This is a genomic window from Mesorhizobium sp. WSM4850, from assembly GCF_055811735.1.
The window spans coordinates 47,532-68,204 of sequence record NZ_JBVVPV010000031.1; the positions used below are offsets into that span (position 1 = coordinate 47,532).

25 protein-coding genes are annotated in these 20,673 nt (G+C 63.1%); 15 read left to right on the forward strand and 10 right to left on the reverse strand.

Features of this window, described 5'->3' with window-relative positions; genetic code table 11:
• Positions 1 to 69 precede the first annotated feature (69 nt).
• Positions 70 to 417, forward strand: a complete 348-nt coding sequence (locus AC0L2Z_RS24375) for a DUF1491 family protein (protein WP_128172662.1) — start codon at positions 70 to 72, stop codon at positions 415 to 417.
• 60 nt (positions 418 to 477) lie between these two features.
• On the opposite strand, the gene AC0L2Z_RS24380 is transcribed toward AC0L2Z_RS24375, so the two are convergent.
• Positions 478 to 1,488, reverse strand: coding sequence for a hypothetical protein (locus tag AC0L2Z_RS24380; protein WP_473629531.1), 1,011 nt, complete (start codon positions 1,486 to 1,488; stop codon positions 478 to 480).
• A gap of 215 nt (positions 1,489 to 1,703) precedes the next feature.
• Between AC0L2Z_RS24380 and AC0L2Z_RS24385 the strand changes: the two genes are divergently transcribed.
• The gene (locus AC0L2Z_RS24385) at positions 1,704 to 1,934 is read left to right on the forward strand and encodes a hypothetical protein (RefSeq protein ID WP_473629532.1); all 231 of its coding nucleotides are present in this window, start codon (positions 1,704 to 1,706) and stop codon (positions 1,932 to 1,934) included.
• A 108-nt stretch (positions 1,935 to 2,042) separates the two neighbouring features.
• On the opposite strand, the gene AC0L2Z_RS24390 is transcribed toward AC0L2Z_RS24385, so the two are convergent.
• From AC0L2Z_RS24390 to AC0L2Z_RS24405, 4 genes are all read right to left on the reverse strand, one after another.
• Positions 2,043 to 2,591, reverse strand: coding sequence for a DUF1254 domain-containing protein (locus AC0L2Z_RS24390; RefSeq protein WP_027152781.1), 549 nt, complete (start codon positions 2,589 to 2,591; stop codon positions 2,043 to 2,045).
• On the reverse strand, positions 2,584 to 3,168 hold the full coding sequence (locus tag AC0L2Z_RS24395) for a DUF1214 domain-containing protein (protein WP_128172665.1): 585 nt from the start codon (positions 3,166 to 3,168) through the stop codon (positions 2,584 to 2,586). Before AC0L2Z_RS24395 ends, AC0L2Z_RS24390 begins: the two co-directional genes overlap by 8 nt.
• Positions 3,169 to 3,283: 115 nt before the next feature.
• Positions 3,284 to 5,443 (reverse strand): transglycosylase domain-containing protein, encoded by a 2,160-nt coding sequence (locus tag AC0L2Z_RS24400; protein WP_473629533.1) that lies wholly within the window; start codon positions 5,441 to 5,443, stop codon positions 3,284 to 3,286.
• A 157-nt stretch (positions 5,444 to 5,600) separates the two neighbouring features.
• Positions 5,601 to 6,239, reverse strand: coding sequence for a TetR/AcrR family transcriptional regulator (locus AC0L2Z_RS24405; protein WP_473629534.1), 639 nt, complete (start codon positions 6,237 to 6,239; stop codon positions 5,601 to 5,603).
• Between the two features lie 170 nt (positions 6,240 to 6,409).
• On the opposite strand from AC0L2Z_RS24405, the gene AC0L2Z_RS24410 reads away from it, so the two are divergent.
• Positions 6,410 to 7,963, forward strand: a complete 1,554-nt coding sequence (locus AC0L2Z_RS24410) for a trimethylamine methyltransferase family protein (RefSeq protein ID WP_473629535.1) — start codon at positions 6,410 to 6,412, stop codon at positions 7,961 to 7,963.
• Between the two features lie 20 nt (positions 7,964 to 7,983).
• Here AC0L2Z_RS24410 and AC0L2Z_RS24415 read toward each other — a convergent pair whose 3' ends face one another.
• The 4 genes from AC0L2Z_RS24415 to AC0L2Z_RS24430 all read right to left on the reverse strand — a co-directional run bounded on the left by AC0L2Z_RS24415 (position 7,984) and on the right by AC0L2Z_RS24430 (position 10,808).
• Positions 7,984 to 8,148 (reverse strand): hypothetical protein, encoded by a 165-nt coding sequence (locus AC0L2Z_RS24415; protein WP_167366301.1) that lies wholly within the window; start codon positions 8,146 to 8,148, stop codon positions 7,984 to 7,986.
• Between the two features lie 100 nt (positions 8,149 to 8,248).
• Positions 8,249 to 8,638, reverse strand: a complete 390-nt coding sequence (locus AC0L2Z_RS24420) for a hypothetical protein (protein ID WP_091590375.1) — start codon at positions 8,636 to 8,638, stop codon at positions 8,249 to 8,251.
• 87 nt (positions 8,639 to 8,725) lie between these two features.
• Positions 8,726 to 10,345 carry a chaperonin GroEL gene (gene groL / locus AC0L2Z_RS24425; RefSeq protein ID WP_091590377.1) on the reverse strand — a complete coding sequence of 540 codons (1,620 nt, stop codon included), beginning with the start codon at positions 10,343 to 10,345 and terminating at the stop codon, positions 8,726 to 8,728.
• Positions 10,346 to 10,445: 100 nt separating this feature from the next.
• Positions 10,446 to 10,808: a co-chaperone GroES gene (locus AC0L2Z_RS24430; RefSeq protein WP_473629536.1), complete on the reverse strand. Its 363-nt coding sequence runs from the start codon at positions 10,806 to 10,808 to the stop codon at positions 10,446 to 10,448.
• A gap of 246 nt (positions 10,809 to 11,054) precedes the next feature.
• Between AC0L2Z_RS24430 and AC0L2Z_RS24435 the strand changes: the two genes are divergently transcribed.
• The 3 genes from AC0L2Z_RS24435 (at position 11,055) to AC0L2Z_RS24445 (ending at position 11,902) form a co-directional block, all read left to right on the forward strand.
• Positions 11,055 to 11,327 (forward strand): hypothetical protein, encoded by a 273-nt coding sequence (locus tag AC0L2Z_RS24435; protein WP_027152776.1) that lies wholly within the window; start codon positions 11,055 to 11,057, stop codon positions 11,325 to 11,327.
• Positions 11,324 to 11,590 carry a DUF1488 family protein gene (locus AC0L2Z_RS24440; protein ID WP_091590381.1) on the forward strand — a complete coding sequence of 89 codons (267 nt, stop codon included), beginning with the start codon at positions 11,324 to 11,326 and terminating at the stop codon, positions 11,588 to 11,590. Before AC0L2Z_RS24435 ends, AC0L2Z_RS24440 begins: the two co-directional genes overlap by 4 nt.
• Before the next feature lie 90 nt (positions 11,591 to 11,680).
• A complete protein-coding gene (locus AC0L2Z_RS24445) occupies positions 11,681 to 11,902 on the forward strand; it encodes a hypothetical protein (protein ID WP_287175508.1) in 222 nt (73 codons plus the stop codon).
• Between the two features lie 10 nt (positions 11,903 to 11,912).
• On the opposite strand, the gene AC0L2Z_RS24450 is transcribed toward AC0L2Z_RS24445, so the two are convergent.
• A complete protein-coding gene (locus tag AC0L2Z_RS24450; RefSeq protein WP_245268524.1) occupies positions 11,913 to 12,182 on the reverse strand; it encodes a hypothetical protein in 270 nt (89 codons plus the stop codon).
• A 145-nt stretch (positions 12,183 to 12,327) separates the two neighbouring features.
• On the opposite strand from AC0L2Z_RS24450, the gene AC0L2Z_RS24455 reads away from it, so the two are divergent.
• The 9 genes from AC0L2Z_RS24455 to AC0L2Z_RS24495 all read left to right on the forward strand — a co-directional run bounded on the left by AC0L2Z_RS24455 (position 12,328) and on the right by AC0L2Z_RS24495 (position 20,615).
• Positions 12,328 to 12,738: a DUF3168 domain-containing protein gene (locus AC0L2Z_RS24455; protein ID WP_473629537.1), complete on the forward strand. Its 411-nt coding sequence runs from the start codon at positions 12,328 to 12,330 to the stop codon at positions 12,736 to 12,738.
• Between the two features lie 168 nt (positions 12,739 to 12,906).
• Positions 12,907 to 13,206: a hypothetical protein gene (locus tag AC0L2Z_RS24460; protein WP_023800821.1), complete on the forward strand. Its 300-nt coding sequence runs from the start codon at positions 12,907 to 12,909 to the stop codon at positions 13,204 to 13,206.
• Positions 13,207 to 13,311: 105 nt separating this feature from the next.
• Positions 13,312 to 13,977, forward strand: a complete 666-nt coding sequence (locus tag AC0L2Z_RS24465) for a response regulator transcription factor (RefSeq protein WP_023800820.1) — start codon at positions 13,312 to 13,314, stop codon at positions 13,975 to 13,977.
• Complete coding sequence (locus tag AC0L2Z_RS24470; RefSeq protein ID WP_473629538.1) at positions 13,961 to 15,430, forward strand: ATP-binding protein; 1,470 nt, start codon at positions 13,961 to 13,963, stop codon at positions 15,428 to 15,430. Before AC0L2Z_RS24465 ends, AC0L2Z_RS24470 begins: the two co-directional genes overlap by 17 nt.
• Positions 15,431 to 15,711: 281 nt before the next feature.
• On the forward strand, positions 15,712 to 16,152 hold the full coding sequence (locus AC0L2Z_RS24475) for a hypothetical protein (RefSeq protein WP_473629539.1): 441 nt from the start codon (positions 15,712 to 15,714) through the stop codon (positions 16,150 to 16,152).
• 324 nt (positions 16,153 to 16,476) lie between these two features.
• Positions 16,477 to 17,610, forward strand: a complete 1,134-nt coding sequence (gene ccmI, locus AC0L2Z_RS24480) for a c-type cytochrome biogenesis protein CcmI (protein ID WP_473629540.1) — start codon at positions 16,477 to 16,479, stop codon at positions 17,608 to 17,610.
• Positions 17,611 to 17,613: 3 nt separating this feature from the next.
• Positions 17,614 to 18,054, forward strand: coding sequence for a cytochrome c maturation protein CcmE (gene ccmE / locus AC0L2Z_RS24485; protein WP_473629541.1), 441 nt, complete (start codon positions 17,614 to 17,616; stop codon positions 18,052 to 18,054).
• Between the two features lie 105 nt (positions 18,055 to 18,159).
• The gene (locus AC0L2Z_RS24490; RefSeq protein ID WP_473629542.1) at positions 18,160 to 20,151 is read left to right on the forward strand and encodes a heme lyase CcmF/NrfE family subunit; all 1,992 of its coding nucleotides are present in this window, start codon (positions 18,160 to 18,162) and stop codon (positions 20,149 to 20,151) included.
• A complete protein-coding gene (locus tag AC0L2Z_RS24495) occupies positions 20,148 to 20,615 on the forward strand; it encodes a cytochrome c-type biogenesis protein (protein WP_473516799.1) in 468 nt (155 codons plus the stop codon). Before AC0L2Z_RS24490 ends, AC0L2Z_RS24495 begins: the two co-directional genes overlap by 4 nt.
• The last annotated feature ends 58 nt before the right edge of the window (positions 20,616 to 20,673 follow it).

A 20,673-nucleotide genomic window follows, 5' to 3' on the forward strand; every position in this document is an offset into this window, starting at 1 on the left:
CGGGCGGTTTTGGTTTCACCCAAACGCAAAGCGCTCTAAGTACCGTCCGATGTCTTTCAGAATGCTGCCATGCGCGTAACCACCGATCTTTGGGTGTCGGCCCTGCTGCGCCGGGTTTTCGGCGCCGGCGGCTTTGCCGCCGTGGTCAAGCGCGGCGCAACCGAGGCCGGCGCCGTCTTCGTGCTGGCGCGTGGCCGCATGGGCGAGATTGCCTTGTTTGGCCCGGCGCCGCAGACGAGCTACGATTCAGCCAAACCCGACGACCGTTACTTCAGTCTGCTCGGCGCCGGCGACGATGCCGCCGTGTTTGACGCGCGACTGGAAAGGGAGAAGAAATTCGATCCCGACATCTGGGTGGTCGAGATCGAGGCCGGCTCTGTTCCCGTCGAGGAGCTTCTTTCCGTCAAGTCGCAATAGCGATATGCAGACAAAGGCTTAGAGCGTTCGCTTGAATCTCTTTTCAGGCGCGACGGCGGGTCAAACGCGACGCGCTTTAGGGCTGGCGGCAGCATTGTCGCTGTCCGCTTTGCGGACGTCGGCGTTTGCCGCGATCGGTCCGGCATTGCGAATGGCCTTCGACAGTGTCTCGGCTTTCCAGCCGCGTAGCCTGTCCAGCGCTGCGTCGCGATGCAGCAGCCGGTAGCGGTCGAGGAAGATGCGGATGGCCTGCGGATGCGAGAACTCTGTGGGATAGACGGCGGCGGTGATCAGGAACGCCCTCTCTTCGCCGAGATCGAGCGCGCGCAGGGCGGCCAGCAGCGACGTGTAGCTCCGGTGCGCGGTGAGCGACCGTGCCGTTGAAAAATCGATCTCGAGCGCGTCGGCCAGTGCTGTCTGGAAGAATGCGGCATTGCCGGTCAGCGCCGTCTCGCGCAGTTTGACATAGGTGTTAGCGCCGGCGAACGGATTGATCGTCGCGCCGCCGCTTTCGGCATCACGCATCATCGACCGCAGCCGGCGCCGTGCAGCCTCGGCGGCGGCGCCGGGCACCTGCTGGCTGCTATCGGCGACGACTTCGGCGCTTTCGGGCACCGCCTTGGCGTTCGCCTCAGGCTGCCGCACGCTCACCAGCGTCGGCTTTTCAAGCGCCCTGATCAGGTGGGCGATGGTCGGGTTCAGATCCTTGCGGCGCGCAATGGCGCGCGCATGCGGCAGGCCATGGCGGCCGATCAGCGCGATGAGGTCGATATCGCTGAGCGCGCGCGAGCGGATGAGCAGCGGCGCGGCAACGTCGACCGGCTCCTCGCAAAGCCGCCGGACCAGCGCAGCGGGCGCATATTCGCATTCGGAAAGGGCGGCGGCGACGTAGCGGCGCGATTCGACCGACACATCGGCGAAAAGCGGCAGCGTCAGATCCTCAAGTTGCGCGATCTCCCGGCGCGAAGGGCGGGTCAGCGAACAGAACGCCGACACCGTGGCGCGGAACAGCCTTTCGGCCTTTCCCGATTCAGCCCGTATAGCGATTTGCCTGAAATCCGCAGATGACACGAAGGATACGCCTGACACTCGACACAATCTTGACCATGCTCGACCGGGACTGTGTCGGTTTCGCATTTGCCACGGGTCAGGACTTCCTGACCTCAGAACAAAGATCAAATTAGCGGCGATCCGTTAGCGTTCCGTTAACCTACTGGCTCCTTAATCAGATTGGAGGCGTTGCGTTGTGCTCCGGGGCAACCGAGAGGAATGCACGAACCATGGGCATGGTACTGTCTTTCGTGCCGCGACCGGCGGCAACCAATCGAGCAGACCGAAACACCGGAGCGCCGGCGGCGGTGATCATTTTCCCCGGCGTCCGCTACGAGCAACCGCCACTGGCGGGCGAGACGCGGCCAGGCGCCGGTCCGGACAAGCCGGGCTCGTCAAAGACGATGCCGGGTTCGTCAAAGACGATGCCGGGGACGTCGGGGACGTTGCCTGTTCCGCATCACTAAAGCGCGTCGCGGCTGGCTGGGCGCGCAAGGATGCTCTATCCCCTTGAACGACCGCCGCGGCGGGTCGCAAGGCATGGGGCCGGAACCGGCAGCATGTTTCGGTTGACGTCAGTAGTCCTGCAGCTCGCAGGAACTCTGCTCGAGAAATCGCGACACGGTCGGCTTCCAGCTGTCGTCGGGCACGAAGGAGCGGATGACGAACATGCCTTCGTCGATCGGCGCTTCGACGAAGATTGCCCCTTGCAATTCCTCCGGGAGATCCTTGCGGATCTCGATCATCTGCGCCGGCGTCAGTACGATACTGTCCAGCACCCTTCCGGTCGCACTGTGGTCGTTGAAGGAGTAGATGTTATGGCCGCTGCGGTCATAGACCGATACGGACCAGAACGGGACGTTTCCCGGTGCCTTCACTCGAACCATCCCATCGGACAGATCGAAGCGGCAAGCCGCAGCATAAAACAGCGGATCGACCGATTTCACCACAGGCGTACCGCCGGCCTCAGCGTCGAGCCTGGTCATCCGATAAAGGTTGGAGGCCATGGCCAGCCGCGACCAGGCATTGCGTTCGGAAAATTCCGGGGCGAGCAGCAGCACGATGATGTGTACGATGCCGGCGCCAAGCAGGCCGAGCAGGATCGCGTGCAGCAGCCTACGCATTGCAGCCGACCTTCACGATCTGCGGCAGCGTGACATCCGAAAGGCCCGTGCTGCTGGCGATCGGCGTGTCGTAGAATGTCAGCACGAGATACATCCGGCCGAAGCCGTCGGAAAGCAGCCAGTTGCCGGGCGCGGGGCGGTTGCTGACGGAAATAAGCACGGAATTGTCGGGCTGGCGCAGCACCTGGTAGGACTGAAGTGCCGCAAGCCTTGGCTTGCCGGTCTCGACCACGCCGAGCGACCGATCGGCGGCATAGAGGGTCCAGAACCGGGCCGTGGGAAACCCGCCTTCGATTTCATAGGCGCATTGGCGTTTCAATAGTTCGCCATCTGAATCGCGTTCGGCGATAAACGACAGGCCTTCTGCCTGCCCGAGTGCAAGGACGCCCTCGCGCGCCACGCGGGCTTTCGAATAAGGATCCGCCGTCTGCGTGCCGATATCGGGAAACGCCGTCCATTGGCCGATCCTGATCGCGCCAATGCCATCCTGCGTCTTGAGAGCGTACCAGACGCTGCCGCCGCCGCCGCCGATGGCTATGGCAAGCGCGAGGAGCGTCAGGAATGCGTTCTTGAGCATGAAGAGCCGCGGGCAAGAGGAGTGCCGCTCGGGGATATCGCGGGGCAGGGGGCCATGGCAAGCGGACCTCTGTGGAATTGCGGCGCGAGGGATGGCCTGGCCCGTCGTGCCGGCATCAAAGCGCCGACAGCGTCTCCGGTGTCGCAGGCGCCTGGAGGACGGGCGCCGACTGGAACAGCCTGGTGATGTCCCTGAGCGCCCGCGTCGTCTGGCTGGACAGCACCGGCGGCCGCTCGGCGGCAGTGTCGGCCGCTGCCTGCTCGGCATTCTTCTTTTCCGCTTCCTCGGCCTTGGCGGCGATCTCTTCGTCGACGAAGGGATGATCGAGGCCGGGGATCGGCTTGAGGTCGATATTCTGGTGCGCATAGACCATCAGCCGCTGCCAAACCATCGCCGGCAGCGAGCCGCCGGTCATGTTGTTGGTCGGGGTGAAGTCGTCATTGCCGAGCCACACGGCAGCCGTATAGTTGCCGGTAAAGCCGACATACCAGGCGTCGCGGTAAGACTGCGTTGTGCCGGTTTTGCCGGCTGAAACGATATTGGGAAGCGCAGCGCGCCGCGCCGTGCCCATCACCGGCACCGCCGCCAGCATGGTGTTCATGGATTTCAGCGCCTGCTCCGAGAGCACACGGCGCGGCGGCGGCGCATCCTTGGCGAAATCGTAAACCACCTCGCCGGTGCGGGTGACGAGCTGGGTGACGCCATGCCGGGAGCCGACTAAGCCGTTCTGGGCGAACACGCTAAAGCCTGTCGCCTGGTCCATCACGGTCATGCCCGATGTGCCGAGCACCATCGTCTTGTGCGATTCGAGCGGCGATTCGACGCCCATGGCTTCCGCCATCGCCTTGATCGGCTTGATGCCGAGATGATTCTTGGCCAGCCGCACCGGCACGGTGTTGACCGATTTGGCCATCGCCGTGATCAGCGTGACCTTGCCGGCCCGTCCGTCATTGTAATTGTGCGGCGACCAGGCACCCCAGGAGATCGGCGCGCCGGAAACGACGGAGTCCGGCGTGAAGCCGTGCTCCATCGCCGTTGCGTATACGTAGGGTTTAAACGATGAGCCGCTCTGGCGCAGCGCCTTGGTGGCGCGGTTGAACTGGCTGGCACCGTAGTCGCGGCCGCCGACGATCGCCCTGACTGCGCCATTGGTTTCGATGACGACCATGGCGCCTTCGGTGACGTTGTATTCCTTGCCGAACTGGCGGAGATGGAACTCCATCGATTCTTCCGCCGCCTTCTGGATGTTGGCGTCGAAAGTGGTGTGGGCGACCAGCGAATGCTGGCCGGACTTCGCGACGATCTTCTTGACCTCTTCGAATGCCCAGTCGAGGTAGTAATCCGGGCTCTTCTGCTCGCCGCGGTCGACGATTTCAGCCGGATGCAGCCGCGCCTGCAGCACCTGACCCTCGCTCATGAAGCCGCCTTCGACGAGATTCGACAGCACCACATTGGCCCGCGCCCTGGCAGCAGGCAGGTTGATGTGCGGCGCGTATTTGGTCGGTGCCTTGAACAGGCCGGCCAGCATCGCCGCTTCGGCGAGGTTCACATCCTTGACGCTTTTGCCGAAATAGAAATCGGCGGCCGCTTCGATGCCGAATGTGCCGCCGCCCATATAGACGCGGTCGAGATAGAGCTGCAGGATCTCCTTCTTTGACAGATTGGCCTCGAGCCACAGCGCCAGGAAGGCTTCCTTGACCTTCCGCTCCAACGTCCGTTCATTGGTCAGGAACAGGTTCTTGGCCAGCTGCTGGGTGATGCTCGAGCCGCCCTGCACCACGGAATTCGCCCGCACATTCGCGAAGATCGCCCGCGAAAGGCCGAGCGCGTCGATGCCGTAGTGATCGAAGAAACGCCGATCCTCGGTGGCCAGCACCGCCTTGATGACCTGGTCGGGCATCTCGTCGACCGGCACCGAATCGCGCTGGATGATGCCGCGCTGGCCGATCTCATTGCCGTAGCGGTCGAGGAAGGTGATGGCGAAATCGCCCTGGGCGCGCCAGTCGCCGGCGGTTTCCTGGAAGGCCGGCAAGGCGAGCGCCAGCATGACGACGATGCCGCCGGCGCCGAGCGTGAAACCTTCGCTCAACAGTTCGATGATGCCGCGGCGCCAGCCGGAGACGCGGAAGCGCCGGAAAAAAATGGTGGCCGCTTCCCAGAACCGGCGCGCCTTGAAGCCGGTCTCGTAGAGCGAGGAATCGAACCACGCATCCGCCGCCAGCAGTCTTGCGGCAATCGGACCCCTTCTCCTGCGTGTTTTCAAAGGACTGGCCATTCCAAGATCCGGCTGCGGCTACGCCTCCCACTGAGAAGCGGCACTCCTACCAGACTATTTGTCCATTTTGGCCTCGCTCACAAGGGTGAGGGGGCTTTCGCGGTACAGTTTGTTTATACCAGGGTCGGGCCTGCCACCTCTGCCACCTCGCACTCACTTAACGCGCCGCGATAAAGCGCATGAAATGCGCCACGTCGGCATCGCTTGGCTCCTGGCCGGTGAAACTGCGCAGATAGGCGGCGAGATGACTGACCCTCGCCTCGACCGGTTCCTTGAGGTCGAGCACATAATAGCCGATCTGCATGTAGTAGAGCACACGGGCGCGGATGAAGGCATCCTCTTCGCCGTAGCCATGCCGGCGATACATGTCGCGGATCGCGCCCAGTCGGTCATTGTCGGCCAGGTCGATGGCCCGGCGCACGTCCTCGGAGCGACGCGCCCATTCCCGGATGGCGAAGTCGAGCCTGGGATCGAACAGGCGCTCGTCGGCCCAGCATTCGAACACGTTCATGACCCCCATGATGATGCTTTCGGCCGGCCGCTGCGCGCGTTCGATGATCGACTTGGTGTTGGTGTCCCGCCAATGCGCAAGCAACTGGTCGAGCAGGTCCTGACGGCTCTCGAAATACCAGTAGAAGCTTGAGCGCGATACGCCGAGCTTCTGGCCAAGCGGCAGCACGCGCACGCTTTCGATGCCGTCTGAAATCAGTGTCTGGAGCGCAAGATTGATCCAGTCCCGGCGCGTCACCTTGGTGTTGCCGGACGCCGGCTCGTCCTGCGGGGAAATCATGATCATGGCCGCACAATAGGCATGAGGGCGAACTGCATACAACCGTACTAGACACATATGTATAGTGCAAGTATCCTGTCTGCCTCAACGAACTGGGCGAGCGGCCGACGCGCGTCATCGCGGCTCCTGCCTACGATCCGCAGGGCAGGGCAATACGGCAATGAGGAGTATCCGCCATGGTCGATGACGCAGCACGCAACCTCAGGCGCGAACGCAGGCGCGGACGAACCGGCGAGGCCGGCAGCGAGACCAGCCGCCGGCCGGACTATCGTTCGCTGAAGAACCCGTTTCTGCCGCAGCCGATCTTTTCGGCCGATCAGGTCGCCGCGATCCACGACACGGCGCTGCACGTGCTCGAGCAACTCGGCGTCAAGGTGCTGCTGCCGGAGGCGCGCGCTATTCTTGCCCGTGCCGGCGCTTTGGTCGACGAGGACAGCCAGATGGTGCGCATCGGCCGCGACATCGTCGCGGCGGCGCTGGGCTCGGCGCCGAAATCGATCCGCGTCCATGCCGGTGACCGTGCCCGCGACCTGACGCTCGAACTCGGCTCGATGACGTTCCTGGCAGGATCCGGGGCGCCGAACGTCACCGATCTGGAGCACGGCCGGCGGCCGGGAACGCTTGCCGCTTTCGAGGATCTCATCCGCCTGGTGCAGCATTTCGACGTGCTGCACATGCTGGGACCTTGCATCGAGCCGCAGGACATCGACAACCGCTTCCGCCATTATGCCGTCAACCGCGCGCAGTTGACGCTCTCCGACAAGCTGCCGTTCGTCTTCGCGCGCGGCACGCCGCAGGTCGAGGACGGCTTCGAGATGCTGCGGCTGGCGCGCGGCCTGTCCGAGGACGAATTCCGTTCGGGCGCTCATTGCTACACCGTCATCAACACCAACTCGCCGCGTCAACTCGACATTCCGATGGCGCAAGGCATCATCGACTTTGCCAAGGCGGGGCAGGTGCTGATCATCACGCCCTTCTGCCTGGCCGGCGCCATGGCGCCGATCACCGTGGCCGGCGCGCTGACGCTGCAGCACGCCGAAGCGCTGGCCGGGCTGACGCTGGCCCAGATCGCGCGGCCTGGCGCGCCGGTCGTCTATGGCTCCTTCTCCTCCAATGTCGACATGAAGTCTGGAGCGCCGGCCTTCGGCACGCCGGAGCACGTCAAGGCGACGCTCGGCGCCGGTCAGCTTGCACGCTTCACCGGCCTTCCCTGGCGGTCCGGCGGCGGCAGTGCCGCCAACATTTCGGACGCGCAGGCAGCCCACGAAACGCAGTTCGCGCTATGGGGTTCGGTGCTCGCCGGCGCGACGGTCTGCATCCATGCTGCCGGCTGGCTCGAAGGCGGGTTGAGCGTCTCGTTCGAGAAGCTGATCACCGATATCGAGGCGCTGCAGACCATCGCGGAACTCTGCGCGGCGACGCCCGGCGACGAGGCCGCGATCGGCTTCGAGGCTATCGCCGAAGTGCAGCCGGGCGGGCATTTCTTCTCGGCCGGGCACACAATGGCGCGCTACCGCACCGCATTCTACGAGCCGCTGGTCGCCGACTGGTCGAATTTCGGCAACTGGACGCATGCCGGGTCAAGAACCGCCACGGAGCGCGCCACCGGCATCTGGAAACGGCTGCTGGCCGATTTTCGGCCGCCGGCTTGCGCCGCTGCCACATCAGGTGTTCTCGACGAATTCATTGCGCGGCGCATGGAAGAGGGTGGCGCAGCACCGGTCTCGTGATGTAGTTCAGCAAGCGCGCGTTACATGGGGCGCTTGTCGCCTGCCTTCTGCGGGTCGCGGCGGATCGTGCCGGCATCGGCTTTTCTGTGCTTGTCGGCGGCGAGTCTGCGAATGCGATCGAAGCGGCTTTCCTCGGCCACTTTGGTCTTTACTACAGCATTTGGCTTCGGGACGAATGCAATCATGGATCGATCTCCTTGCCGACGGCTGCGCGCCGGAGGATGCCCCGGCGGCTGTCTTTCGGGCTCTCGTCAAGAGCACGTTCTCTCCGAGAGGTCGAAGATGTTAGGTGGCGAGAGCGACCGCGCAGCTTTGCGCACCCAGCCTGTCGGGCGAGGTTTTTCCGGGCATGGTCGCCCAGCCGCCCGTCTCGATGAACTGCCGCTTCTTGTAGCTGTCAGTTATGGCCTTGAACTCGACAAGTTTGGCGGCCGCGTCGGGCGCCGTATTGAAGCGATCGACGCAGACCGCCGAGGCCAGCTCGCCGCGCGCCGTATCGCCGGCGGTGGCCGCCAGCGCGCGCGAGGTGCCGCCGGTCACCCAGCCGCCCCAGTTGAAACCAATGATCAGCGTGGCGACGACGGTTGCAGCGCATGCCCACAAAAGCGTGGATTTGGCCGGCTGGTAATCTTCCCATCGACGCGCGAGAGATGGCTTGCTGCTTTGTGTGGCCACGGACAGTTCCTTCCTGGTTGATGTTGGGATCGGTCGCCTGGCCTTGCTGGGGCCAGGCCTTGCAGGGCCTATTTACGGGAGGGGTGGTCAGTAGCCGCCCATGCCGGCCGAAGGCGCAGCGTCTTTTGCCGGAATGTCGGTGATCATGGCTTCCGCGGTGATCAGCAGCGCCGCGATCGACCCGGCATCCTGCAACGCGGTCCGCACCACCTTTGCGGGATCGACGATGCCAGCCTTGATCATGTCGACATAGGTCTCGTTCTGGGCGTCGAAGCCCTGATTGTGATCCTTGCTGTCCGTGAGCCTGCCGACAACGATCGAACCTTCGACGCCGGAGTTCTCGGCGATCTGGCGGATCGGCGCTTCGAGCGCTCTCGACACGATCGAAATGCCCGCCGTCACATCGGCATTGGCTCCGGTCAGCCCGTTCAGCACGGCCTTGGCGCGCAGCAGCGCGACACCGCCGCCGGGAACGATGCCTTCTTCCACTGCCGCGCGCGTGGCGTTCAGCGCATCGTCGATGCGGTCCTTCTTTTCCTTGACCTCGGACTCGGTCGCGCCGCCGACGCGAATGACCGCGACGCCGCCGGCGAGCTTAGCCAGCCGCTCCTGCAGCTTCTCCTTGTCGTAGTCGGAAGTGGTTTCCTCGATCTGCCCCTTGATCTGCTGGACACGCGCCTGGATCGTGGCCTTCTCGCCGGCGCCGTCGATGATCGTCGTGGTGTCCTTCTCGATCAGCACGCGCTTGGCGCGGCCTAGCATGTCGATGGTGATGTTTTCGAGCTTGATGCCGAGGTCCTCCGAAATCATCTGGCCGGCGGTGAGCACCGCGATGTCTTCCAGCATCGACTTGCGGCGGTCACCGAAGCCCGGCGCCTTGACGGCCGCAACCTTGAGGCCGCCTCGCAATTTGTTGACGACCAGCGTCGCCAGCGCTTCGCCTTCGACGTCCTCGGAGATGATCAGCAGCGGCTTGCCGCTTTGCACCACGGCTTCGAGGATCGGCAGCATCGCCTGCAGATTGCCGAGCTTCTTTTCATGGATGAGGACGTAAGGGTCCTCCAGCTCGGCGCGCATCTTCTCGGCATTGGTGACGAAATAGGGCGAGAGATAGCCGCGGTCGAACTGCATGCCCTCGACGACGTCGAGTTCGGTGTCGGCGGTCTTGGCTTCCTCGACAGTGATGACGCCGTCATTGCCGACCTTGTCCATCGCCTTGGCGATCATGGCGCCAACGGTGGTGTCGCCATTGGCGGCAATGGTGCCGACCTGCGCGATTTCACCGGAAGATTTGACCTTCTTGGCGCGTGCCTGGATTTCCTTGACGACAGCGGTAACGGCAAGGTCGATGCCGCGCTTGAGGTCCATCGGGTTCATGCCGGCGGCAACGAATTTGGCGCCCTCGCGCAAGATGGAAGCGGCAAGCACCGTGGCGGTGGTGGTGCCGTCGCCGGCAAGGTCGTTGGTCTTCGACGCCACTTCGCGCACCATCTGCGCGCCCATGTTCTCGAACTTGTCGGAAAGCTCGATTTCCTTGGCTACCGCCACCCCGTCCTTGGTGATGCGCGGTGCGCCATAGGCCTTGTCAATGACGACGTTGCGGCCCTTGGGGCCGAGCGTCACCTTGACGGCGTTGTTGAGGATTTCGACACCACGCAGCATGCGGTCACGCGCATCGGTGGAGAATTTGATTTCCTTGGCAGACATCTTTTTTCCAGTTCGGTTGGTTGCGGCAGGGCGCTGTCAGCACCGCCTGAATCAAAAATTTGGAGCGTCCTTTGCGCGTCCAAGACGCGCGGCGCTCCAATCAGGCGGCCTTCTTGGCAGCCCCGGTCTTCTCGATGATGCCCATCTCGCTCTTGTCGATGATGCCCATCTCGCTCTTGTCGATGATGCCCATGATGTCGGCCTCCTTCATGATCAGAAGGTCCTCTCCGTCAATCCTGACTTCGGTGCCGGACCATTTGCCGAACAGGATGAGGTCGCCGGCCTTGACATCGAGCGCGATCAGCGCGCCGCTTTCGTCACGCGCGCCCGGCCCGACGGCGATCACTTCGCCTTCCTGCGGCTTTTCCTTGGCATTGTCGGGGATGATGATGCCGCCCTTGGATTTGGTGTCGCTTTCGGCGCGCCGAATGACGACGCGATCGTGGAGTGGCCGGAATTTCATGGAAACTTCTTTCTGGGGCCGGCTTAGGCGGCCGCTCCCTTCTATAGGCGCGTTGGCACTCGATAGATAGGAGTGCCAAAAAATATTCGTTGGCCGCCGTAAAACATTGAATAGTATTATTTTGCCTTTTCGCTTCAGAAATTTGCTCGATCAAAAATAGGTCAGAATTTGATTTTTCCACATCGAGTGACTATTTTAAGGGAGAAAATCATTTTCATCATTGCAGCCAAAAGGAGGTTTTGATCGATGGCGGAAGTTAGCCAGAACATCATGGAAAAAGCCGAAGCGCGCTTCATGGAGAAGCAGAAGAAAACCGCGGAACGCAATCAGGCAACGGCCGAATATGTTTCAGAGGCCAAGGCCAGGACCATCAAGACGGCAAGATTGCGGGCGTTGCGGCTGGCCAAGGAAGAGGCCGACCGCGCCGCGGAGGCCCTCAATCCCGTCGCCCCCAAGAAAAAGCGGGCGTCGCGGGCGATCAAGAAAGCAGACGTTGCATCAACGGAGGTCAAGTCATGAGCCTGACATTTCCCAATCGAAGCCGGAGCTACGACGAGGCGGGCAAACGCATCCGCTTCGTCGGCCATGACGGCATGTTCCAGATTTCCTTCTCCGTCGCCACGGATGCCATCTCGAAGGCAGAGTCAGGGACACCAACTGCAGAAGCCACCTATCTCGCCGCCTTCGATACGGCTTCCAACTCCATCCACGACGTCGCCAGGAATGCCTATGACCGGACCCGCAAGAGCATATATGTGCTGACGGCGGCCGATTTTCGTTAAATCCCGAACGTCATCGCGTTCAGGGCCAACGCGCCAGATCCGATCCAGGCGCACGAATGTGCCGAGTGAACCTAGCGGCAGGATCAGGGCTTGCTCTCCGCCTTTGCCCGTCGCTTGACATCTCGGCTGTTCAGCCGATCCGACCATCGCGTCTGCATCGCGCGTGTTCATGCCAACCAAGACCTGGTGCTCAAGCTCGACGGGCTGGCCGGTGAAGCCATCGAAGACGGTCCAGCTGTGCGGATGCTCCATGCGCAGTGCGTAGCGGTTTGCCATTCCGGCATCCGTTTCGTTTCCGCCCCCGATCGATGAATGCGATTGGTCAGGCCTGCGTGATGTAGAACACTGCCGCCACGACAAGGACCGTCCAAACGACGACGAACAGCTTCAAGGCTAGGCCTCCGTATGAAGACAGAACCTCCCGCATGCGGGACACAATGTTCTTAATGCTTTTCGACATGGTCGGCGCCGCCGCAACGACGACTGGCGTCTTGATCCCAAGCTTTCCGAAAACAGGCAGCAGCGATGGCTCGCGCACGAAAACAACCTCGAAGGTCTGGAGAAACAAACACTCCATAGCACCGTTTTTCAAACGCCTTGCATGTCAAATGAAAGGTGTGGGTAGCCACCTGAGATCCCCCTGATCTGGCGCAGCCACCTCAACGCGGCTACGCTGCAAGCACGAATCGTTGACGGCACAAAGGCCTGTTCAGCCGCGACGGGCGAGGGAGAATACAATGAACGCGCCGGCTGCCGCGTTGCAGAAGGCCTTGTTCCAGGCGCTGGACGCTGACGGTTCCCTGTCAGCGGCGCTGGGCGGCGCAAAACTATTCGACCATGCCCCGGAAAACATCCCGTTTCCCTATGTGACGTTCGGCCGGACCAGCGTCTATGATTGGGTAACAGGCAGGGAGAAAGACGCCGAGCAGCTTTTCACTCTGCATTTCTGGTCGAAATCCGAGGCCAGGAAAGAAATGCTCGACGTGATGGACATGGTCAGCGCCCGCCTCCAGGATGCGGCGCTGGCGCTCGACGAGCATCACAGCGTCAATCTCAGGCTCGAATTCACCGAGGTCCGTTACGACCAGGATCTTTCAGCCTGTCACGGGCTGCTGCGCTTTCTTGCCGTGACGGAAGAAAACGCCTGACGCGCTTTCAATAAGGCTGCAACACAGTCTAGACTGGCGCCTGGATTTGCCGGGTTCGGGCGGCCAAATCACCGGGGTTGGTTGTGTCGCATTTCAGGGGGTGAGACAGGCATGTGTTGCAGGCAATGTTCATATCACGTTCAGCACCGATGCGTTAGGACGCTGATCATGAAAACGCTTCGCTCCCACTTCCCAACCGCGACACTTGCTCTCTGCGCTGCCGGTCTGTTTGCGTCGCAGGCGACGGCGCTGCCGGTCGTCGTGCCCGAGCAGAACCGGCCGATCGTCCTGGCCGCCTCCGACTGCTACGCGATCGGTCAGCAGGTCGCCGAGCAGAATGGCGGCACGCTGGCCAAGGCGTCGCAGTCGACGCGCGGTGGCCAGCCGGTCTGCGTCATCGTCGTGCTGGTTCCGGGCAAGGATGGGCAGCGTCCGCGCCGCACGGAGATCGTCGTTCCGCTGAACTGATGCCTGCCGTATCCCAGGCGCTGGAATCGGCCTATATCTGACGTCCAGCTCCTCAACCGGCCGATTTTTCAACAGGCCGATTCTTCAACTGGGTATGATTCCCGCATGCGCGTACTCGTCGTCGAAGATGACAAGGATCTGAACCGGCAGATATCAGACGCGCTGGTCGATGCCGGCTATGTTGTCGACCGGGCTTTCGACGGTGAGGAAGGGCATTTCCTCGGCGACACCGAGCCCTATGACGCCGTGGTGCTCGACATCGGCTTGCCGCAGATGGACGGCATCAGCGTGGTCGAACGCTGGCGGCGCGGCGGCCGCAAGATGCCGGTCCTGATCTTGACGGCGCGCGATCGCTGGAGCGACAAGGTATCCGGCATCGACGCCGGCGCCGACGATTATGTCACCAAGCCGTTCCACATCGAAGAGGTGCTGGCCAGGGTCCGAGCGCTCATCCGGCGCGCGGCCGGCCATGCGTCGTCCGAGCTGACCTGCGGGCCGCTGCGGCTCGACACCAAAGCCTCCAAGGCCGATGTCGACGGCGTGCCGTTGAAGCTGACGTCGCACGAATTTCGCCTGCTTGCCTATCTGATGCACCATATGGGCGAGGTCGTGTCCCGAACCGAGTTGGTCGAGCACCTTTACGATCAGGATTTCGACCGCGATTCCAACACAATCGAGGTATTTGTCGGGCGGCTTCGCAAGAAGATGGGCATCGACATGATAGAAACCGTTCGCGGCATGGGCTATCGAATGCGTGAGCCGGAGGCGTAAGGCGGAACCGCTCAAACAGACTGCAAGGACGCCGCTTTCACTGCGGTTCGGGCCGCGGTCGCTGGCGTTCCGGGTGATCGCCTTTTCCACGGTCTGGGCGATACTCACTCTGATTGTCATCTTCACGCTGATCACCACCCTTTATCGCCAGGCCAGCGAGCGCGGTTTCGACAGCCTGCTGTCGGCGCATCTGTTCAATCTGATCGGCTCGGTCGGCGTGTCCGAAGGCGGTTCGCTGACCGGCGCTCCCGACCTGGGCGACCTTCGGTTCTCGGAGCCGAATTCCGGCTGGTACTGGTCGGTGGAGCCTGCGTCGGAAGGCGTGAGTGGTGAGTTGCACTCCTCCTCGATGACCACGGCGATCCTGTCGCCAAGCGTCGCCGAGGTTCCTTTCAATGCCAGCTTCCAGCGCAGCTATACGACAGAAGGCATCGATGGCGAGGAACTGGAAGTGTTCGAGAGCGAGTTCGTTCTCGACGCGAAAAATCGCGCAGCGCGCTTCCGCGTCATGGGCAACCGGACCGAGCTCGAGCAGGAGATAAGCGCCTTTCAGCGTCGCCTGCTGACCTATCTTTCGCTGTTCGGCGTCGGCATGATCGCCATCAACGCCATCGCCATCCTGCTGGGCCTGCAGCCATTGCGCCGGGTCAGGGACGCTCTCGCCATGGTGCGCGAAGGAACCGCGCAAAAGCTCGACGGTCGCTTCCCTGCCGAGATCGAGCCGCTCGCCAACGAGACCAACGCGTTGATCGAAAACAACAAGCGTATCGTCGAGCGCTCGCGGACGCAGGTCGGCAACCTCGCCCATTCGCTGAAGACGCCGCTGGCGGTGCTGATCAACGAGGGACGGGCGCTCGGCGGCGCCAAGGGCCAGCTCATAGCCGAACAGGCCGCCTCGATGCAGAAGCAGATTGACCATTATCTGCAGCGCGCCCGCGTTGCGGCGCAACGTGACAGCGTCGTCTACCGTACGCCGGTGGCGCCGCTGGTCCAGCGCATGGTGCGCGTGCTGCAAAAACTAAATCCGCAGACCGCTCTCTCGCTTTCGCTGCCGGCAGTCGATATCGTCTTTGCCGGCGAACGCGAGGATCTGGAAGAATTGCTTGGCAATTTGCTCGACAACGCCATGAAATGGGCAAAGAGCGCGGTCGCCGTGTCGGTGGCGCCAATCTCCGGCAAGACGACTGGCTCCGACAAGACGACTGGCTCCGGCAAGGAGGGTGCTGTCAATCTGTTCGAGATCAGCATCGAGGATGACGGTCCGGGCATTCCAGAAGACAAGGCACGCGAGGCGCTGAAGCGCGGACGGCGTCTCGACGAGACAAGGCCGGGCACCGGGCTTGGACTTGCCATTGTCGCCGACCTCGTCAACGAATACGGAGGCGTTCTGGCTCTGGAACGGTCCAGCATGGGCGGGTTGAAGGCGGTGGTTCGATTGCGGAGCCTTCACTAATGCATGTCGCGCAAAAGTGTGCAGCGGTTTTGCGATAACGACATGCGTAAAAACAACAACCTGAAGCGCGTCGCACGAGGCCGGCCAACGCGACGCGCTTTAGGCCTATGCTTTTTGCTGGGCCAGTCGACATTGATTGACGGTGCGTGATATGGCGGCATGTCGACTGGTACCGGAGCCGTCGGCCGCGGCCAAATTTCCGACAAACATCGACACTATGGCCACGCCGACTTCCCCGATGGCGCGGCCCCCAGCTTTAACTCAAGAGACCGGTTTTTGGCATGAAGATTCGCGTCGCGCTCGTCTCCGCACTGCTGGCCGTTTCCGGCTGCACGACGCTGGGCAGCAACCCTGGCCCCACGGTGGCGCCGCAGCCGGCCGCAACGCCGCCAAGTGAAGGCAAGATCGCGACGACGGTCATTTCCGCCATGGGCGGCGGCCTCGTCAGCGGATCGATCGGTATCGGCTTGAGCGGCCCCGAAAAGCGCAAGGCGCTGGAGGCGGAATACAGGGCGCTCGAGTACACGGCGAGCAGCCAGAAGGTGAGGTGGAAGAGCGATCGGTCGGCGCATTACGGTGAAGTCGTGCCCGCCCAGCCCTATCGCGTCGGCTCGCAGGACTGCCGACAATACACCCATACGGTGTTCACCGGCGCCGCCGGCGCCACCGCGCGCGGAACCGCTTGCCGCAACGCCGATGGCAGCTGGACGCCGCTGACGTAACGACCGGCCGGATAATGCATGTCGCGCAAAAGCATGCCCTCGGGCCTGACCCGAGCGTGTGCAGCGGTTTTGCGATAACGACATGCATAAAAACAAGAATTCGCGCAAAAGCATGCCCTCGGGCCTGACTCGAGGGTGCGCAGCGATCTTGCGATGACGATATGCATGAAAACAACTATCTAAGGCGCGTCGCATGACGCCGGTCGAACGCGACGCGCTTTAGGTCCGGTTGACATCAATCAAGGACATGCGACGCATCTGCCGTCAAAGCGTCGCAGGACGCCTGTGTTGGCAGGGCAGGGCTCTGCCGTTATTGGAAGAAGCATGCTGTTCTGGGTCATAGCCGCCATTCTCACGCTGGGTGCAAGCCTGGCGGTGCTGCTGCCGCTGGCCGGCGGCCCGAAGGGTGGGTCGCCAAGCAGCGATCATGACCTTGAAGTCTATCGCGACCAGTTGTCCGAGCTTGACCGCGACGTGGCGCGTGGCCTGATCCAGCCGGCCGAGGCCGAAGAGGCGCGTGCGGAGATCGCCCGCCGCATCCTTCGCCTCGACAATGCCGCCGACAAGGCAGCGGCGCGGCAACCGTCGATGGCGACCAGGCTGGTTGCGACGGCTGCAGTCCTGGCGGTCCCGCTGGTCAGCTGGGGCTTGTACAGCCAACTCGGGTCGCCCGATCTGCCGTCGCAGCCGCTCAGCGAGCGACTGGCCAAGAATCCCGCCGACAGTTCGGTCGACGAACTGGTGGCACGCGCCGAGGCCCACCTTGCCGCCAACCCGTCCGATGGCAGGGGTTGGGACGTCCTGGCGCCAATCTATCTGCGCATGCAGCGATTCTCCGACGCGGTGACGGCGTACCGCAACGCCATTCGCCTCGACGGCGACAGCGCAGCCCGCCAGGCCGGCCTCGGCGAGGCGATCGCCAGCGAAGCGGGCGGCATTGTCTCGTCCGATGCTCAGGCCGCCTTCGAGGCGGCGCTGAAGCTCGATCCGGCAAATCCGAAGGCCAGCTTTTATCTGGCGATGAGCATGGCGCAGGAAGGCCGCATCGAGGAGGCAACGGCCGGCTGGCAGAAAATGCTGGCGGCCTCGCCACAGGATTCGCCCTGGCGCGGCGCCGTCGAGCAGGCACTGGCCGAAACCGCCAGGCGCAGCGTCGCTTCGGGAGTGCCTGCAAAAGGCCCGAACGCCGGGGATGTCGACGCCGCCTCGTCGATGTCGCCGCAGGATAGGGAAGCGATGATCAACACCATGGTTGCGGGGCTTGACGAAAAACTGCGGCAAAACCCGCGCGATGTGGGAGGATGGATGCAGCTTATTCGTTCCTATGTCGTGCTGGGCAAGGCCGATCAGGCGCGCGACGCGCTCAATCGCGGTATCGCCGTTTTTGGCTCCGATAGTGACGAAGCGAAGAAATTCACCGCCTTTGCCGCCTCGCTTGGCCTGACGGCGACGGAGTAAAAAATGACGCGCAAGCAGAAAAGACTGTCGGTGATCGCCGGAGGGTTGGCCTTCCTCGGTGCCGCCACCGGCCTGACCTTCTATGCGCTCGGCCAGAAGGCCTCCTACTTCTACATGCCCGCCGATCTGACCACCGCCAGCCTGCAGCCCGGGCAGCGTATCAGGCTCGGCGGCCTCGTCGAAAAAGGCACGATCGAGCGCGGTCAGGGGACCACCGTCGCCTTTTCGGTGACCGACAACCAGAAGCAGGTCAAGGTCACCTACACCGGCATTCTTCCCGACCTTTTCCGCGAGGAGCAGGGCGTCATCACTGAAGGCACGTTTCGGCCGGACGGCGTCTTCGTCGCCGACAGCGTGCTGGCCAAGCACGACGAGAACTACATGCCCAAGGAAGTGGCCGACGGCCTCAAGTCCAAGGGCGTGTGGCAGGAGAGCAAAAAGTGACTAAGCAGGTTCCGCAAAAGCCTGCTCTCGGGCTTGACCCGAGGGTTCCCACGATTTTGCGGCAAGACCCTGCGGCAAAGCAAAAACCTGGCGGGCTTGGCCACAATGGTTGAAACCGGACATTTCGCACTGGTCCTGGCGTTCGCGCTGTCTTTGGTACAGGCGCTGGTGCCGCTGTTCGGCGCGCGTATCAACAGCCAGAAGATGATGGCCGTCGGCGGTCCGGTCGCGGTGACCGGCTTCGCCTTGACCGCTCTGTCCTTCGCGGCGTTGGCGACGGCCTATGCGACGTCCGACTTTTCGGTGGCCAACGTCTGGGACAACTCGCATTCGCTGCAGCCGCTGATCTACAAGATCACCGGCACATGGGGCAATCACGAGGGCTCGATGCTGCTCTGGGTGCTGATCCTGAGCTTCTTCGGGGCGCTCGTCGCTGCTTTCGGCAGCAATCTTCCAGCGACCCTTCGAGCCAACGTGCTGGCCGTGCAAGGCGCGATCGGCGCCACCTTCTTGCTGTTCATCCTGGCGACGTCCAACCCGTTCGCCAGGCTCAATCCGGCGCCGATCGAGGGCCGCGATCTCAACCCGATCCTGCAGGATCTCGGCCTCGCCATCCATCCGCCGCTGCTCTATCTCGGCTATGTCGGCTTCTCGATCTGCTTTTCCTTCTCGGTCGCCGCCCTCATCGAAGGCCGCATCGACGCGTCCTGGGCGCGCTGGGTGCGGCCATGGACGCTGGTCGCCTGGATGTTCCTGACCGGCGGCATCGCCATGGGTTCCTACTGGGCCTATTACGAACTTGGCTGGGGCGGTTTCTGGTTCTGGGATCCGGTCGAGAACGCCTCGTTCATGCCTTGGCTGGCCGGCACCGCGCTGCTCCATTCGGCGATCGTCATGGAAAAGCGCTCGGCCCTGAAGATCTGGACACTGTTGCTGGCGATCCTGACCTTCTCGCTGTCGCTGCTCGGCACCTTCCTGGTGCGCTCCGGCGTGCTCACCTCCGTCCACGCCTTCGCCACCGATCCAACGCGCGGCGTGTTCATTCTCTGCATCCTGACACTGTTCATCGGCGGATCACTGGCGTTGTTCGCCTTTCGCGCCTCGAGGTTGACGGCCGGCGGCCTGTTTCATCCGATCTCGCGCGAAGGGGCGCTGGTCCTCAACAATCTGTTCCTGACCACGGCCACCGCCACCGTGCTGATCGGCACGCTCTATCCGCTGGTCGTCGAGGCCGTTTCGGCCGACAAGATTTCGGTCGGCGCGCCGTTCTTCAACCTGACGTTCGGCCCGCTGATGGTGCCGCTCCTGGTCGCGGTTCCGTTCGGGCCGCTTCTGGCCTGGAAGCGCGGCGACATTTTCGCCGTCGCCCAGCGGCTGATGGCGGCCTTCGCCGCCGCGCTTCTGGCCGTGCTGGTGACGGCCTTGTTCATCGACGGCGCGTCGGTGTTCGCAGCACTTGGCGTCGGCCTGGCTTTCTGGCTGATCTGCGGCGCGCTCACCGATATTGCCGTCAAGTCCGGCCTTGGCAGTGTCGCGCCCGGCGTCATGCTCACGCGCTTCGCCGGCCTGCCGCGTTCGGTCTTCGGCACCGCGCTCGCCCATCTCGGTCTTGGGCTGACGACGCTGGGCATCGTCGGCACACTTTGCTTCGGCACCGAGAAGATACTGTCGATGCGTGCCGGCGAGACCGTGCAACTGTCCGGCCACACACTGCGCTTCGAAGGGCTCTATCCGGCCCAGGGGCCTAACTACAGCGAGGATCGCGGCCGCTTCGCCCTGCTCGGCGCCGATGGAAGCACCACCGCCGTGATCACCTCGTCCAAGCGCTCCTATCCGGTCCGGCAGATGACGACGACCGAGTCGGGTATCAAGACGATCGGTTTTAGCCAGCTCTACCTATCGCTTGGCGACGAGGCGACCGACGGCTCCGTCGTGGTGCGGCTGTGGTGGAAGCCGCTGGTGACGCTGATCTGGGGCGGCGCCCTTGTCATGATGGCAGGTGCTGCGATGTCGCTGATGGACCGGCGGCTGCGCGTCGGCGCACCGTCGCGCCGCCGCAGATCGGCGGGCGCCATGCCTTCGGCGACCCTGCCATGACCGCAAGAAAAACTTCACTGGCCTCCCTGATCCTGCTGCTGACGCTGTTGTTTGCTGGCGCCGCACTTGCGGTGAAGCCGGACGAGGTTTTGGCCGACCCGGCGCTCGAGGCGCGGGCGCGGACGCTTTCGGAAGAGCTGCGCTGCATGGTTTGCCAGAACCAGTCGATCGACGAATCCGATGCCGACCTTGCCCGCGACCTGCGCGTGCTGGTGCGCCAGCGCCTGGTCGCCGGCGATACCGACCGGCAGGTGATCGACTACATCGTTTCCCGCTACGGCGAGTTCGTGCTGTTGAAGCCGCGCTTCAGCCTGCGCAATGCGCTGTTGTGGGGCACGCCGGTCCTTCTGCTGCTTGCCGGCGGGATTTTCATCGTGCTGACCGCCCGGTCGCGCCGATCGGCGCCTGCGGCCATGCTCACAGCCGAGGAGAAGGCAGCGTTGGACAAGGTGCTGGGTAACTAATTCGGCCCGGCCGCCCCGCCGCCAAGACCACGGCCGTGTCACGATGTCTCGCGACCAG

What these genes read in the sequence shown, in the direction of transcription:
- AC0L2Z_RS24455 (WP_473629537.1), top strand. Translation starts at nt 12,328, where the DNA reads ATGAACGCGCCGGCTGCCGCGTTGCAGAAGGCCTTGTTCCAGGCGCTG.
- AC0L2Z_RS24490 (WP_473629542.1), top strand. Translation starts at nt 18,160, where the DNA reads ATGGTTGAAACCGGACATTTCGCACTGGTCCTGGCGTTCGCGCTGTCT.
- AC0L2Z_RS24395 (WP_128172665.1), bottom strand. Translation starts at nt 3,168, where the DNA reads ATGCTCAAGAACGCATTCCTGACGCTCCTCGCGCTTGCCATAGCCATC.
- AC0L2Z_RS24400 (WP_473629533.1), bottom strand. Translation starts at nt 5,443, where the DNA reads ATGGCCAGTCCTTTGAAAACACGCAGGAGAAGGGGTCCGATTGCCGCA.
- AC0L2Z_RS24405 (WP_473629534.1), bottom strand. Translation starts at nt 6,239, where the DNA reads ATGATCATGATTTCCCCGCAGGACGAGCCGGCGTCCGGCAACACCAAG.
- AC0L2Z_RS24440 (WP_091590381.1), top strand. Translation starts at nt 11,324, where the DNA reads ATGAGCCTGACATTTCCCAATCGAAGCCGGAGCTACGACGAGGCGGGC.
- AC0L2Z_RS24385 (WP_473629532.1), top strand. Translation starts at nt 1,704, where the DNA reads ATGGTACTGTCTTTCGTGCCGCGACCGGCGGCAACCAATCGAGCAGAC.
- AC0L2Z_RS24495 (WP_473516799.1), top strand. Translation starts at nt 20,148, where the DNA reads ATGACCGCAAGAAAAACTTCACTGGCCTCCCTGATCCTGCTGCTGACG.
- ccmE (WP_473629541.1), top strand. Translation starts at nt 17,614, where the DNA reads ATGACGCGCAAGCAGAAAAGACTGTCGGTGATCGCCGGAGGGTTGGCC.
- AC0L2Z_RS24465 (WP_023800820.1), top strand. Translation starts at nt 13,312, where the DNA reads ATGCGCGTACTCGTCGTCGAAGATGACAAGGATCTGAACCGGCAGATA.
- AC0L2Z_RS24415 (WP_167366301.1), bottom strand. Translation starts at nt 8,148, where the DNA reads ATGATTGCATTCGTCCCGAAGCCAAATGCTGTAGTAAAGACCAAAGTG.
- ccmI (WP_473629540.1), top strand. Translation starts at nt 16,477, where the DNA reads ATGCTGTTCTGGGTCATAGCCGCCATTCTCACGCTGGGTGCAAGCCTG.
- AC0L2Z_RS24430 (WP_473629536.1), bottom strand. Translation starts at nt 10,808, where the DNA reads ATGAAATTCCGGCCACTCCACGATCGCGTCGTCATTCGGCGCGCCGAA.
- AC0L2Z_RS24375 (WP_128172662.1), top strand. Translation starts at nt 70, where the DNA reads ATGCGCGTAACCACCGATCTTTGGGTGTCGGCCCTGCTGCGCCGGGTT.
- groL (WP_091590377.1), bottom strand. Translation starts at nt 10,345, where the DNA reads ATGTCTGCCAAGGAAATCAAATTCTCCACCGATGCGCGTGACCGCATG.
- AC0L2Z_RS24475 (WP_473629539.1), top strand. Translation starts at nt 15,712, where the DNA reads ATGAAGATTCGCGTCGCGCTCGTCTCCGCACTGCTGGCCGTTTCCGGC.
- AC0L2Z_RS24390 (WP_027152781.1), bottom strand. Translation starts at nt 2,591, where the DNA reads ATGCGTAGGCTGCTGCACGCGATCCTGCTCGGCCTGCTTGGCGCCGGC.
- AC0L2Z_RS24460 (WP_023800821.1), top strand. Translation starts at nt 12,907, where the DNA reads ATGAAAACGCTTCGCTCCCACTTCCCAACCGCGACACTTGCTCTCTGC.
- AC0L2Z_RS24435 (WP_027152776.1), top strand. Translation starts at nt 11,055, where the DNA reads ATGGCGGAAGTTAGCCAGAACATCATGGAAAAAGCCGAAGCGCGCTTC.
- AC0L2Z_RS24410 (WP_473629535.1), top strand. Translation starts at nt 6,410, where the DNA reads ATGGTCGATGACGCAGCACGCAACCTCAGGCGCGAACGCAGGCGCGGA.